The following is a 12,669-nucleotide window of genomic DNA, read 5'->3' as shown; positions in this document are numbered from 1 at the left end:
GGCCCCGCCTGCAGGCAGACGGGGCCGGAGAAGCGTGCGTACCGAATCAGGCAGGCAGGACGACGACGAAGCGCTGCGGCTCCTCGCCCTCGGACTCGCTGCGCAGACCGGCGGACTTGACCGCGTCGTGCACGACCTTGCGCTCGAAGGGCGTCATCGGCTGCAGCTTGACGGGCTCGCCGGTGCTCTTGGCCTCGGCCGCCGCCTTGGCACCCAGCTCGGAGAGCTCGGCGCGCTTCTTGGCCCGGTAGCCCGCGATGTCCAGCATCAGACGGCTGCGGTCGCCGGTCTCACGGTGCACGGCCAGGCGCGTGAGCTCCTGAAGAGCCTCGAGCACCTCGCCCTCGCGTCCGACGAGCTTGCCGAGATCGCGGCTACCGGAGTCGCTGATGATCGAGACAGAGGCACGGTCGGCCTCGACGTCCATGTCGATGTCGCCGTCGAGGTCGGCGATGTCCAGCAGACCTTCCAGGTAGTCCGCCGCGATCTCACCCTCCTGCTCCAGGCGGGTGAGGGTGTCGCCACCCTCGGAGGCGGCGGAGGTGGTGCCTTCCGTCACGGGATGGACTCCTTCTTACTTCTTGGACGGGGACTTGGGGCGCTGCTGACCCTTGCGCTGACCGGACTGAGCCTTGCTGCGGCCGCCGGCACCGGGCTTGGGCGCGGCCTTCTTGGCAGCGGCCGCCGGCTTGGCGTCCTCCGGCTCGTCCGACTTGGTCAGCGAGGTGGGCTCCGGCTCGATGTCGTCGGCGGCCTTCGCACCACCGGACTGACGCTGGGCCTTGGACTGGCGCTTGGGCTGCTGACGCTTCGGGGTCGTCGGCGTACCGTCCTCGGCCGTGGCGACGGCCGAGACCTCGCTCTGGATCACGGTGCCGTCGTTCTGGGCCGCGAGGCCCTCCTTGCCCAGGCCGGTGATGAACTTCCGCTCGTACTCGTTGCGGTCACGGCCCTTGGCGACGATCGCCTTGACGATGGCGCGCTCACGACGGTTGCGGGTCTTGCCGTGCCGCGTGACGTGCTTGGCGAGGCGCTCCAGGTAGGCGGCCTGCGCCTTGGAACCCGGGGTCGGGTTGTTGTGGATGACGTACATCTGCTGGCCCATGGTCCACACGTTGGTGGTCAGCCAGTAGACGAGGACACCGACCGGGAAGTTGATGCCGAAGACGGCGAACATGATCGGGAAGATGTACATCAGCATCTTCTGCTGCTGCATGAACGGCGTCTTCACCGTGGTGTCGACGTTCTTCGTCATCAGCTGACGCTGCGTGTAGAACTGCGACGCCGACATCAGGACGATCATGATCGCAGTGACGATCCGGACCGTGGTGATCGAGGCGTCGAGCGCTGCGGCTTCAGCGGCGGTGTCCGTGAAGGTCGCGGCGAGGGGGGCACCGAAGATGTGCGCCTTCTGCGCGCTCTGCAGCAGGCTCTCGTTGATGACACCGATGGTGTCGTTGTTCGCGATGCTGTTGAGCACGTGGTACAGGGCGAAGAAGAACGGCGACTGCGCCAGGATGGGAAGGCACGAGGAGAGCGGGTTGGTGCCCGTCTCCTTGTACAGCTTCATCATCTCTTCGGACTGGCGCTGCTTGTCGTTCTTGTAGCGCTCCTGGATCTTCTTCATCTCGGGCTGCAGTGTCTGCATGGCCCGGGTCGCCTTGATCTGCTTCACGAAGAGCGGGATCAGGCAGATACGGATCAGGATCACCAAGGACACGATGGACAGGCCCCAGGCCCATCCTGTGTCAGGGCCGAAGAGGGCGCCGTACACCGTGTGGAACTGGACGATGACCCAGGAGACAGGTGTCGTGATGAAGCTGAAGAGGCTGGCAATCGTGTCCACTAATCATGCTCCTTGGGCATGGGACGGGGTCTCTGCGGCCGGGCCCGAGGAGACATGCCCCTCGGTGGCCGGTTCGGCGGCGGAGGTCCCGCCCTTGCGTGCACGCCAGGCGCCACGCAACATCTCGTGCCACCGTGGGCGCTTGCGGGGTGGGACGTGGTCCACACCGCCGAGCGACCACGGATTGCACCGCAGGATGCGCCAGGCGGTGAGTGCCGTTCCCTTGATCGCACCGTGCCGGTCGATGGCCGTATAGCCGTAGTGGGAGCACGACGGGTAGTACTTGCAGACCGGCCCGAGCAGCGGACTGATCGTCCACTGGTACACCTTGATCAGCGCCAGCAGCGGGTACTTCATCGTGCGCCCCCTCCCAGCAGCCGCCCTATGGCGGCATCCAGGTCTTGGGCCAGTTGTACGTGGTCGGCGTCACCCGCTCCGGGTAGCGCTCGTACGACTACCAGGCTACCGGGGGGAAACAGGGCGACTCGATCGCGCATCAGATGGCGAAGCCTGCGCTTCACCTTGTTGCGTACAACCGAACCACCGACGGCCTTGCTCACGACGAAACCCGCACGCGTCGGGGGAGCGCTCTCCCCAGGCGCGTGCGGGTCCGTGGCACCGCTACGTAGGTGAACGACGAGGAGAGGGCGTCCGGCCCTGCGTCCTCGTCGTACCGCGGTCGCGAAGTCCTCGCGCCGCCTCAGCCGATGCTCGGTAGGCAGCACGACGTCATGACCTGATCAGGATCAGGCGGAAAGGCTGGCGCGACCCTTGCTGCGGCGGTTCGCGAGAATCGCGCGACCGGCACGGGTACGCATCCGCAGGCGGAAGCCGTGGGTCTTCGCGCGACGACGGTTGTTCGGCTGGAAGGTGCGCTTGCTCACTCGGGGGCTCCAGAAAGAAATCGGTGTTTGCGGGTGCCGTCCTGGCTGTCACCGTGCGCCCACGAGTAGCTCGCTCAACGCCCGAGTGCACCGCTGTCCGATCACCTGAAGTGACCTGTGCCCATCGGAGGCAGGCGGCAGCAGCCATCGACAACTCGACCTGGTTACGGTACGCGCGGCTACGCCATCCGGTCAAACCAGAGATCACGGAGAGACACTATCCACAGGCTGGGGACAACAACTTGAACCGTACCGGTCGCCGTGACTACCGTGACTGAACTCCGATTCGTTCCCTTTCCTTTGGCTGTTGGGACCCGACCCGCCCACCAGCAGCTCGTTCCGAGTGCCCCACCCGAGTTCCAAACCGACCTGTCCCAGAACCACACGTTCGTGGGACCTGTGAGAGAGCGTGCCCTGTGGCTGACGTACCTGCCGATCTTGCCGCAGTGTGGCCACGCGTACTGGAAAAGCTCCTGGGTGAGGGCCAGGGCCAGGGTGTCGAGGTCAAGGACGAGCGCTGGATCAAGCGCTGCCAGCCCCTCGCCCTGGTCGCGGACACGGCACTTCTCGCCGTCCCGAACGAGTTCGCGAAGGGCGTACTCGAGGGCCGGCTCGCGCCGATCGTCAGCGAGACCCTGAGCCGGGAGTGCGGCCGTCCGATCCGTATCGCGATCACCGTCGACAGCTCCGTCGGCGAGCCCCCGCCCCCGCTGGTGCAGCGCCGCTTCGACGAGCCGGAGCTTCCCTCCGTCCCGGCCCAGAACCGCGAGTCGTACGACAGCAGGGACGCGTACGACGGTCCGGGGCGCGAGGCGCGCGGCGAATACGAGAAGCAGGGCACGTACGACAATCCGAACGGATATGACAGCCAGGGGCGCGACCCCTACGAGGGGTACGGACGCCACCGGGCCGACGACCGCGGCCCGGGCCGCGGCGAACAGCTGGGCGGCGGTCCCGGCGATCTGCTGCCGCCCCCGCGCACGGATCAGATGCCCCCCGGCCGCTCGGACCAGCTCCCGACGGCGCGGCCCGCGTACCCGTCCGAGTACCAGCGGCCCGAGCCGGGTGCCTGGCCGCGGCCGTCGCAGGACGACTACGGCTGGCAGCAGCAGAGACTCGGGTTCCCCGAGCGGGACCCCTACGCCTCGCCGTCGTCGGACTACCGCTCGCAGCCGATGGACCGGTCACCGTACGACCAGCGCTCCGAGTACGACTCCGGGCGCCCCGACTACGACCAGCCCCGCGGCGACTACGACCGATCCGGTGGCGACTCCGACTACCAGCGACCGGACCGGCGCGAGCTCCCTCAGCCGCCGCCCGGCTCGGGACACGTGCACCGGGGCGGGCCGGCCAGCAGTGCGCCCGGCCCGCTGGCGGCGCAGCCCGCGCCGGCCCCCGGGCCGGGCGAGCCGACGGCTCGGCTGAACCCGAAGTACCTCTTCGACACCTTCGTCATCGGCGCCTCGAACCGCTTCGCCCACGCGGCCGCGGTGGCGGTGGCCGAGGCGCCGGCCAAGGCGTACAACCCCCTCTTCATCTATGGGGAGTCGGGCCTCGGCAAGACGCACCTGCTGCACGCGATCGGGCACTACGCGCGCAGCCTCTACCCGGGCACGCGGGTGCGGTACGTGAGCTCGGAGGAGTTCACCAACGAGTTCATCAACTCCATCCGCGACGGCAAGGGCGACAGCTTCCGCAAGCGGTACCGCGAGATGGACATCCTGCTCGTCGACGACATCCAGTTCCTGGCGGACAAGGAGTCGACGCAGGAGGAGTTCTTCCACACGTTCAATACGCTCCACAACGCGAACAAGCAGATCGTGCTCTCCAGCGACCGGCCGCCCAAGCAGCTGGTGACCCTGGAGGACAGGCTGCGGAACCGTTTCGAGTGGGGTCTGATCACCGACGTCCAGCCGCCCGAGCTGGAGACGCGGATCGCGATCCTCCGCAAGAAGGCGGTGCAGGAGCAGCTCAACGCCCCGCCGGAGGTACTGGAGTTCATCGCGTCCCGTATCTCGCGCAACATCCGTGAGCTGGAGGGCGCGCTGATCCGGGTGACGGCGTTCGCGTCGCTCAACCGGCAGCCGGTGGACCTGGGACTGACCGAGATCGTCCTCAAGGACCTGATCCCGGGCGGCGAGAACGCGTCCCCGGAGATCACCGCCACCGCGATCATGGGCGCGACGGCCGACTACTTCGGGCTCACCGTCGAGGACCTGTGCGGCACCTCGCGCGGCCGGGCCCTCGTCACGGCCCGCCAGATCGCGATGTATCTGTGCCGCGAGCTGACCGACCTGTCGTTGCCCAAGATCGGCGCGCAGTTCGGCAACCGCGACCACACCACCGTCATGCACGCCGACCGCAAGATCCGCGCGCTCATGGCCGAGCGCCGGTCCATCTACAACCAGGTGACGGAGCTGACGAACCGCATCAAGAACGGCTGACGACACAGGGACGACAGGGCGGACAGGGCCGTCGGACGTCGGCCGCAGCACACCGTCGTACGTCGCTGAGGGCGCCCCGGGACGAGTTCCCGAGGGCGCCTTCGGCGTTCCCGGGCGGCCTCGACGGGGCTGCTGGGCCGCTTCGATCCGGCTCTCGGGCCGCCTCCACGCGTCCCCCGGGCCGTTTCCATCCGCCTTCTCGACGGCTTCGGCCCGCTGCGGGGCGGCCCAGGCCGTCGCCGTCCCGTCATCGTGTGTTCGATTACCCGCGACGTTACGGCCTTCCTCCACAGATTCGGGGACTTTCTCCCGTCCACACCCTGGGGACCGGGAAGTTATACAGATCGTGTCCACAGGGCGGGCTGTTGAGAGATCATCGGGCCAGGTCAACCGCCTGTGGATCCGTGGACAAAAGATCTCCACAGGCTGTGGACGAAGCAGGGATCCACAGACTGTGGACGGAGTTGTCCACCGACGGCCCACAGGCTCTGACTGGTTGTCCCCAGTGATCGTCGGCTTCTCCACATGCCTGTCCACTGTTCGGCAAGGCCACGCGCCTCCTCACCGTGTCGAGTGAAAGGCGTCACACGAAGTTGCCTGGTTGGGCTGTGGGAAAGACGGGTAAACCTGGGGACGCCGCTGGGGAGAAGTGCCCCGGGGCTGTGCACGGTGTGTGCAGAACTTTCCGTTCTCCACAGAGACCCCGGGTTGTCCACCGCCTCCGCCCACAGGCACGGTGGATAAAATTTGCCGTCTGAGCTGCGAAAACGGGGTTATCCACGGTTTCCACAGGCCCTACTACTACTCCCAACTAGAGAGAGCTGGGAATCCGTTTCGAAGTGGGTCCTGTGCACAACTCGCTCTCGGCTGCCTGACCGCGCCTCGTCACGACTTGACCCCGAGAGGCTCCGAGTGTCAGTGGTGTGCGTCAGACTGTTCCCCGGTGTCCTTCCCGTCACAGGAGCCAGCGACACCGAGACAGACGACGAAGCCAGGCAGGGCGAGAAGCGCCGGCAACAGCAGGAGGCGGCAACAGTGAAGATCCGGGTGGAACGCGACGTACTCGCGGAGGCAGTTGCCTGGGCGGCGCGCAGCCTCCCGGCCCGTCCACCGGCGCCGGTCCTCGCCGGCCTCCTTCTGAAGGCCGAGGAAGGCCAGCTGAGCCTCTCCAGCTTCGACTACGAGGTCTCCGCACGGGTGTCCGTCGAGGCCGAGGTCGACGAGGAGGGCACGGTCCTCGTCTCCGGCCGCCTTCTCGCCGACATCTGCCGCGCCCTCCCCAACCGCCCGGTGGAGATTTCCACAGACGGTGTACGGGCGACGGTGGTGTGCGGCTCCTCCCGGTTCACCCTCCACACACTGCCTGTGGAGGAGTACCCGTCGCTGCCGCAGATGCCGAACGCCACGGGCACCGTCCCCGGCGAGGTCTTCGCCTCCGCCGCCGCCCAGGTGGCCATCGCCGCCGGCCGCGACGACACGCTGCCCGTCCTCACCGGTGTGCGGATCGAGATCGAGGGCGACACGGTCACGCTGGCCTCCACCGACCGCTACCGCTTCGCGGTCCGCGAGTTCCTGTGGAAGCCGGAGAACCCCGAGGCGTCCGCGGTGGCCCTGGTGCCCGCCAAGACGCTCCTGGACACCGCCAAGGCCCTCACGAGCGGCGACAGCGTCATCCTGGCGCTCTCCGGCTCGGGCTCCGGTGAGGGCCTGATCGGCTTCGAGGGCGCGGGCCGGCGCACCACCACGCGACTGCTGGAGGGCGACCTCCCGAAGTACCGCACGCTGTTCCCGACGGAGTTCAACAGCGTGGCCGTCATCGAGACCGCCCCCTTCGTGGAGGCCGTCAAGCGTGTCGCCCTGGTCGCCGAGCGGAACACCCCGGTGCGGCTGAGCTTCGAGCAGGGCGTGCTGATCCTGGAGGCCGGCTCCAGCGACGACGCACAGGCTGTGGAGAGGGTCGACGCCCAGCTGGACGGTGACGACATCTCGATCGCCTTCAACCCGACCTTCCTGCTGGACGGCCTGAGCGCCATCGACTCCCCGGTGGCCCAGCTGTCGTTCACGACGTCCACCAAGCCCGCGCTGCTCAGCGGCAAGCCGGCCGTGGACGCCGAGGCGGACGAGGCCTACAAGTACCTGATCATGCCGGTGCGGCTCAGCGGCTGACCGGCCGGACACCGCCGTGGCAGCGCCGCGGAGTTGTCCACAGCGCTGTGGGGCCCGGTGGATCACCGGGCCCTCGGCACGAAGCCGCAGGTGGGGGTGTACTTATGAGCGGGTATGCCCACAGGTGTGCGTGAGCGTCCGGGTTTAGGCTCGTGCGTGGGTACGCAGTTCAGGTGCCCTCCTGCCACGTCGCAACCTAAGGAACAACTGATGGAGCTCGGTCTCGTCGGCCTCGGCAAGATGGGCGGCAACATGCGCGAGCGGATACGCCGCGCGGGCCACACCGTCATCGGATACGACCGGAACCCGGATCTCGCCGATGTCCACAGCCTCGAAGAGCTTGTGGGCAAGCTCGCGGCCCCGCGGGTCGTGTGGGTGATGGTCCCGGCCGGTGCCGCCACCCAGTCGACCGTCGACGAGCTGGCCGAGCTGCTGGAGCCCGGTGACGTCGTCGTGGACGGCGGCAACTCCCGCTGGACCGACGACGAGAAACACGCCGAGGAGCTGGCGGCCAAGGGCATCGGCTTCGTCGACTGCGGTGTCTCCGGCGGCGTCTGGGGCCTGGAGAACGGCTACGCGCTGATGTACGGCGGCGACGCGGAGAACGTCGCCAAGGTACGACCGGTGTTCGACGCCCTGAAGCCCGAGGGCGACCTCGGCGCGGTGCACGCCGGCAAGGTCGGCGCCGGGCACTTCGCGAAGATGGTCCACAACGGCATCGAGTACGCGATGATGCAGGCCTATGCCGAGGGCTGGGAGCTCCTGGAGAAGGTCGACTCGGTGACGGACGTCCGTGAGGTGTTCCGTTCTTGGCAGGAGGGCACGGTCATCCGCTCCTGGCTCCTCGACCTGGCGGTGAACGCCCTCGACGAGGACGAGCACCTGGACGGTCTGAAGGGCTTCGCACAGGACTCCGGCGAGGGCCGGTGGACCGTGGAGGCCGCCATCGACCACGCCGTCCCGCTGCCCGCGATCACGGCCTCCCTCTTCGCGCGGTTCGCGTCGCGCCAGGAGGACTCGCCGCAGATGAAGATGGTCGCGGCGCTGCGGAACCAGTTCGGCGGCCACGCGGTCGAGAAGAAATAACCCACGGCACGAAGCGACGCACGGCACAGAAGACGACAGCACACACACGACGGTCGACGACAAGTCGTCCACAGGGCCGCACGGTGGTCCACAACCCTGGGGGAGGTCGGCACCCGACCATGCACGTCACGCACCTGTCGCTGGCCGACTTCCGCTCGTACGCCCGGGTCGAGGTCCCGCTCGACCCGGGCGTCACCGCGTTCGTGGGCCCCAACGGGCAGGGCAAGACCAACCTGGTCGAGGCCGTCGGCTATCTCGCGACCCTCGGCAGCCACCGGGTCTCCTCGGACGCGCCCCTGGTCCGCATGGGCGCCGACCGCGCGGTGATCCGGGCACAGGTGCGGCAGGGCGAACGGCAGCAGCTGGTCGAGCTGGAGCTGAACCCCGGCAAGGCCAACCGGGCCCGCATCAACAGGTCCTCGCAGGTCAGGCCGCGCGATGTGCTCGGCATCGTGCGGACGGTGCTGTTCGCCCCGGAGGACCTCGCGCTGGTCAAGGGCGACCCCGGTGAGCGGCGCCGCTTCCTCGACGAACTGATCACCGCGCGGGCCCCGCGCATGGCCGGGGTGCGTTCCGACTACGAGCGCGTCCTCAAGCAGCGCAACACCCTCCTCAAGACGGCCGCGTTGGCCCGTCGGCACGGCGGCCGCTCCATGGACCTGTCCACGCTCGACGTCTGGGACCAGCACCTCGCGCGCGTGGGCGCCGAACTGCTCGCCCAGCGCCTCGATCTGGTCGCCGCGATCCAGCCGCTCGCCGACAAGGCGTACGAGCAGCTGGCACCCGGCGGCGGCCCGGTCGCACTGGAGTACAAACCCTCCTCGCCCGGCCTCGTCGGTCACGCGCGGGAGGAGCTGTACGAGCAACTGACGGCGGCCCTCACGGAGAGCCGCAAGCAGGAGATCGAGCGGGGCGTCACGCTCGTCGGACCCCACCGGGACGACGTGACCCTCAAGCTCGGCCAGCTGCCGGCCAAGGGCTACGCCTCCCACGGCGAGTCCTGGTCGTACGCCCTGGCGCTCCGGCTCGCCTCCTATGACCTGCTGCGCGCCGAGGGCAACGAGCCGGTGCTGGTCCTCGACGACGTCTTCGCCGAACTGGACACCCGGCGGCGGGAGCGTCTGGCGGAGCTGGTCGCGCCGGGCGAGCAGGTCCTGGTGACCGCCGCGGTCGACGATGACGTACCGGACGTACTGACGGGGACGCGGTACACCGTGTCCGACGGGACGGTGGAGCGCGTATGAGCGGATCCGAGGGAACAACACCCGAGCCGCCCGAGCCCTCCGGCGTGGACCTCGCGCGCGTGGCGCTGCGCGCCGCGAAGGAGGCCGCACGCGCGCGTGGCGAAGCCACCCAGCAGCAGAAGCAGGCACGGCGGGGCGGTGGGCTGCGCTCCGGCGCGCGTGCCGACGGCCGCGACCCCATGCCGCTCGGCCCGGCCATCAACCGGCTGATCACCGAGCGCGGCTGGGAGGCGCCGGCCGCGGTGGGCGGTGTGATGGGGCGTTGGCCGCAGATCGTCGGCGAGAAGCTCGCCGCTCAGTGCGTACCGCTCAAGTACGACGAGGACGAGCGTGTCCTGATCGTGCAGTGCGAGTCCCCGGTGTGGGCGACCGAGGTGCGCCGGCTCGCGCCGAACCTGGTCGCCCGGCTCAACGAGGATCTGGGACACGGCACGGTCCGGCAGATCAAGGTGCAGATGCCCGGCGGCGCTCCTCGCCGCTACGGCCCGTTGCGGGCGCCCCGGAGCAGCGGGTCCGGCGACTTCTACGAGTGACCGTAGTCACACCCAAAAGCCCCTTGGGGGAGCCTTCCGGTACCGGGCGACGATGCCTCGCGCCCCGCTGCGGACGTTCGCATGCGGATGTGAACGCGGACCTGACCCGGGAGTAGCAAAGGGTTGACACCCGGAAGCGCTGAGTGCCGCTGTGAGCCTCTTGGAGCCCCGCTCCGCATATGGGGAGTCGGGAGAGACCGGTTCAGGGCGGCACATGCGGACTCAGGTACCGGCAAACCCCCATCACTGTCGGCGCTACCGGTAGACTGGAAGCTAATCCCGCCCCATTCGTGGGGACCGCTTCGGAAACACTGTGCAACGCTGACAAAGGCTTCCACCGCAACATGCCGCAGCCGCTCCGGCAAACCCGCCAAGAGCCTGGCTTGTGCTGTGCCAGAAAGGGCGCTTCGTGGCCGATTCCGGCAACCCCAACGAGAACATCCCGTCCACCGAGGCCCTGGCCGGAACGACCGAGGCCTCGCCCTCGGCGTACGACGCCAGTGCCATCACCGTCCTCGAAGGGCTGGACGCGGTCCGCAAGCGGCCCGGCATGTACATCGGCTCGACCGGTGAGCGCGGCCTGCACCACCTCGTGCAGGAGGTCGTGGACAACTCCGTCGACGAGGCCCTGGCGGGCCACGCGGACACCATCGACGTGACGATCCTGCCCGACGGCGGTGTCCGGGTCGTCGACAACGGCCGCGGCATCCCGGTGGGCATCGTCCCGTCCGAGGGCAAGCCGGCCGTCGAGGTCGTGCTGACCGTCCTGCACGCGGGCGGCAAGTTCGGCGGCGGCGGCTACGCGGTCTCCGGCGGTCTGCACGGCGTCGGCGTCTCCGTGGTGAACGCCCTGTCGACGAAGGTCGCCGTCGAGGTCAAGACCGACGGCCACCGCTGGACCCAGGACTACAAGCTGGGCGTCCCGACCGCCCCGCTGGCCCAGCACGAGGCCACCGAGGAGCACGGCACCTCGGTCACCTTCTGGGCCGACCCGGACATCTTCGAGACCACCCACTACTCCTTCGAGACGCTCTCGCGGCGCTTCCAGGAGATGGCGTTCCTCAACAAGGGCCTGAGGATCAACCTCACCGACGAGCGCGAGTCGGCGAAGGCCACCGCCGGGGCGGACGAGGCCGGTGAGGACGAGAAGCACGAGGTCAAGGCCGTCTCGTACCACTACGAGGGCGGCATCGTCGACTTCGTGAAGCACCTCAACTCCCGCAAGGGCGACGTGGTGCACCCCTCCGTGATCGACTTCGAGGCCGAGGACAAGGACAAGGCCCTGTCCGTCGAGGTCGCGATGCAGTGGAACAGCGGTTACAGCGAGGGTGTGTACTCCTTCGCCAACATCATCCACACGCACGAGGGCGGTACGCACGAAGAGGGCTTCCGCGCCGCGATGACCGGTCTGATCAACCGCTACGCGCGTGACAAGAAGCTGCTCCGCGAGAAGGACGACAACCTCACGGGTGACGACATCCGCGAGGGTCTGACCGCGATCATCTCGATCAAGCTGAGCGAGCCGCAGTTCGAGGGCCAGACCAAGACCAAGCTGGGCAACACGGAGGCCAAGACCTTCGTGCAGAAGGTCGTCCACGAGCACCTGACGGACTGGCTCGACCGCAACCCGGTCGAGGCTTCGGACATCATCCGCAAGTCCATTCAGGCGGCCACCGCGCGCGTGGCGGCCCGCAAGGCGCGTGACCTGACCCGCCGCAAGGGCCTCCTGGAGACGGCGTCGCTGCCGGGCAAGCTGAGCGACTGCCAGTCGAACGACCCCATCAAGTGCGAGATCTTCATCGTCGAGGGTGACTCCGCCGGCGGCTCGGCCAAGTCCGGCCGCAACCCGCAGTACCAGGCGATCCTCCCGATCCGCGGCAAGATCCTCAACGTCGAGAAGGCGCGGATCGACAAGATCCTGCAGAACCAGGAGATCCAGGCGCTGATCTCCGCCTTCGGCACCGGGGTCCACGAGGACTTCGACATCGAGAAGCTCCGCTATCACAAGATCATCCTGATGGCGGACGCCGACGTCGACGGCCAGCACATCAACACCCTGCTGCTGACCTTCCTCTTCCGCTTCATGCGCCCGCTGGTCGAGGCCGGACACGTCTTCCTGTCGCGTCCGCCGCTCTACAAGATCAAGTGGGGCCGGGACGACTTCGAGTACGCCTACTCCGACCGCGAGCGCGACGCCCTGATCGAGCTCGGCCGGCAGAACGGCAAGCGCGTCAAGGAAGACTCGATCCAGCGCTTCAAGGGTCTCGGCGAGATGAACGCCGAGGAACTGCGCATCACGACCATGGACGTCGACCACCGTGTCCTCGGTCAGGTCACGCTCGACGACGCCGCCCAGGCCGACGAGCTGTTCTCGGTCCTCATGGGTGAAGACGTCGAGGCCCGGCGCCAGTTCATCCAGCGCAACGCCAAGGACGTCCGCTTCCTCGACATCTGAGTCGGTCTCAG

Annotated in this window: 11 protein-coding genes; 6 read left to right on the top strand and 5 right to left on the bottom strand. The window is 68.2% G+C overall.

Annotated elements, in window-relative coordinates; all coding sequences use genetic code 11:
- Positions 1-46: 46 nt before the first annotated feature.
- From HW837_RS03985 to rpmH, 5 genes are read right to left on the bottom strand one after another with little or no spacing between them, the layout of a single operon-like run.
- A complete protein-coding gene (locus HW837_RS03985; RefSeq protein WP_045558511.1) occupies positions 47-559 on the bottom strand; it encodes a Jag family protein in 513 nt (170 codons plus the stop codon).
- A gap of 15 nt (positions 560-574) precedes the next feature.
- On the bottom strand, positions 575-1,846 hold the full coding sequence (gene yidC / locus HW837_RS03980; protein ID WP_193379357.1) for a membrane protein insertase YidC: 1,272 nt from the start codon (positions 1,844-1,846) through the stop codon (positions 575-577).
- A gap of 3 nt (positions 1,847-1,849) precedes the next feature.
- Positions 1,850-2,203: a membrane protein insertion efficiency factor YidD gene (yidD, locus tag HW837_RS03975; RefSeq protein WP_045558513.1), complete on the bottom strand. Its 354-nt coding sequence runs from the start codon at positions 2,201-2,203 to the stop codon at positions 1,850-1,852.
- Positions 2,200-2,571, bottom strand: coding sequence for a ribonuclease P protein component (gene rnpA, locus HW837_RS03970; RefSeq protein ID WP_078853524.1), 372 nt, complete (start codon positions 2,569-2,571; stop codon positions 2,200-2,202). Before rnpA ends, yidD begins: the two co-directional genes overlap by 4 nt.
- A 21-nt stretch (positions 2,572-2,592) precedes the next feature.
- Positions 2,593-2,730, bottom strand: a complete 138-nt coding sequence (rpmH, locus tag HW837_RS03965; protein ID WP_005482975.1) for a 50S ribosomal protein L34 — start codon at positions 2,728-2,730, stop codon at positions 2,593-2,595.
- Between the two features lie 416 nt (positions 2,731-3,146).
- Between rpmH and dnaA the strand changes: the two genes are divergently transcribed.
- The 6 genes from dnaA to gyrB all read left to right on the top strand — a co-directional run bounded on the left by dnaA (position 3,147) and on the right by gyrB (position 12,658).
- Positions 3,147-5,174, top strand: a complete 2,028-nt coding sequence (dnaA, locus tag HW837_RS03960; protein ID WP_193379358.1) for a chromosomal replication initiator protein DnaA — start codon at positions 3,147-3,149, stop codon at positions 5,172-5,174.
- A gap of 1,035 nt (positions 5,175-6,209) precedes the next feature.
- On the top strand, positions 6,210-7,340 hold the full coding sequence (gene dnaN / locus HW837_RS03955) for a DNA polymerase III subunit beta (protein WP_045558515.1): 1,131 nt from the start codon (positions 6,210-6,212) through the stop codon (positions 7,338-7,340).
- 210 nt (positions 7,341-7,550) lie between these two features.
- Positions 7,551-8,426 (top strand): phosphogluconate dehydrogenase (NAD(+)-dependent, decarboxylating), encoded by an 876-nt coding sequence (gnd, locus tag HW837_RS03950; protein WP_045558516.1) that lies wholly within the window; start codon positions 7,551-7,553, stop codon positions 8,424-8,426.
- A 119-nt stretch (positions 8,427-8,545) separates the two neighbouring features.
- Positions 8,546-9,670, top strand: a complete 1,125-nt coding sequence (recF, locus tag HW837_RS03945) for a DNA replication/repair protein RecF (RefSeq protein WP_045558517.1) — start codon at positions 8,546-8,548, stop codon at positions 9,668-9,670.
- Positions 9,667-10,203, top strand: a complete 537-nt coding sequence (locus HW837_RS03940) for a DciA family protein (protein ID WP_064744235.1) — start codon at positions 9,667-9,669, stop codon at positions 10,201-10,203. The genes recF and HW837_RS03940 overlap by 4 nt, the downstream gene beginning before the upstream one ends.
- 385 nt (positions 10,204-10,588) lie before the next feature.
- The gene (gyrB, locus tag HW837_RS03935; RefSeq protein ID WP_045558519.1) at positions 10,589-12,658 is read left to right on the top strand and encodes a DNA topoisomerase (ATP-hydrolyzing) subunit B; all 2,070 of its coding nucleotides are present in this window, start codon (positions 10,589-10,591) and stop codon (positions 12,656-12,658) included.
- The last annotated feature ends 11 nt before the right edge of the window (positions 12,659-12,669 follow it).

The organism is Streptomyces caniscabiei (assembly GCF_014930365.1).
Taxonomy (GTDB): Bacteria; Actinomycetota; Actinomycetes; order Streptomycetales; family Streptomycetaceae; genus Streptomyces; species Streptomyces caniscabiei.
The sequence above is the reverse complement of the archived record's forward strand: the minus strand, read 5'-3'. Positions and strand labels throughout refer to the sequence as shown.

Bases quoted from the DNA above. Each gene is read 5' to 3' on its own strand.
- yidD (WP_045558513.1), bottom strand. From the start codon at position 2,203: ATGAAGTACCCGCTGCTGGCGCTGATCAAGGTGTACCAGTGGACGATC.
- gnd (WP_045558516.1), top strand. From the start codon at position 7,551: ATGGAGCTCGGTCTCGTCGGCCTCGGCAAGATGGGCGGCAACATGCGC.
- recF (WP_045558517.1), top strand. From the start codon at position 8,546: ATGCACGTCACGCACCTGTCGCTGGCCGACTTCCGCTCGTACGCCCGG.
- HW837_RS03940 (WP_064744235.1), top strand. From the start codon at position 9,667: ATGAGCGGATCCGAGGGAACAACACCCGAGCCGCCCGAGCCCTCCGGC.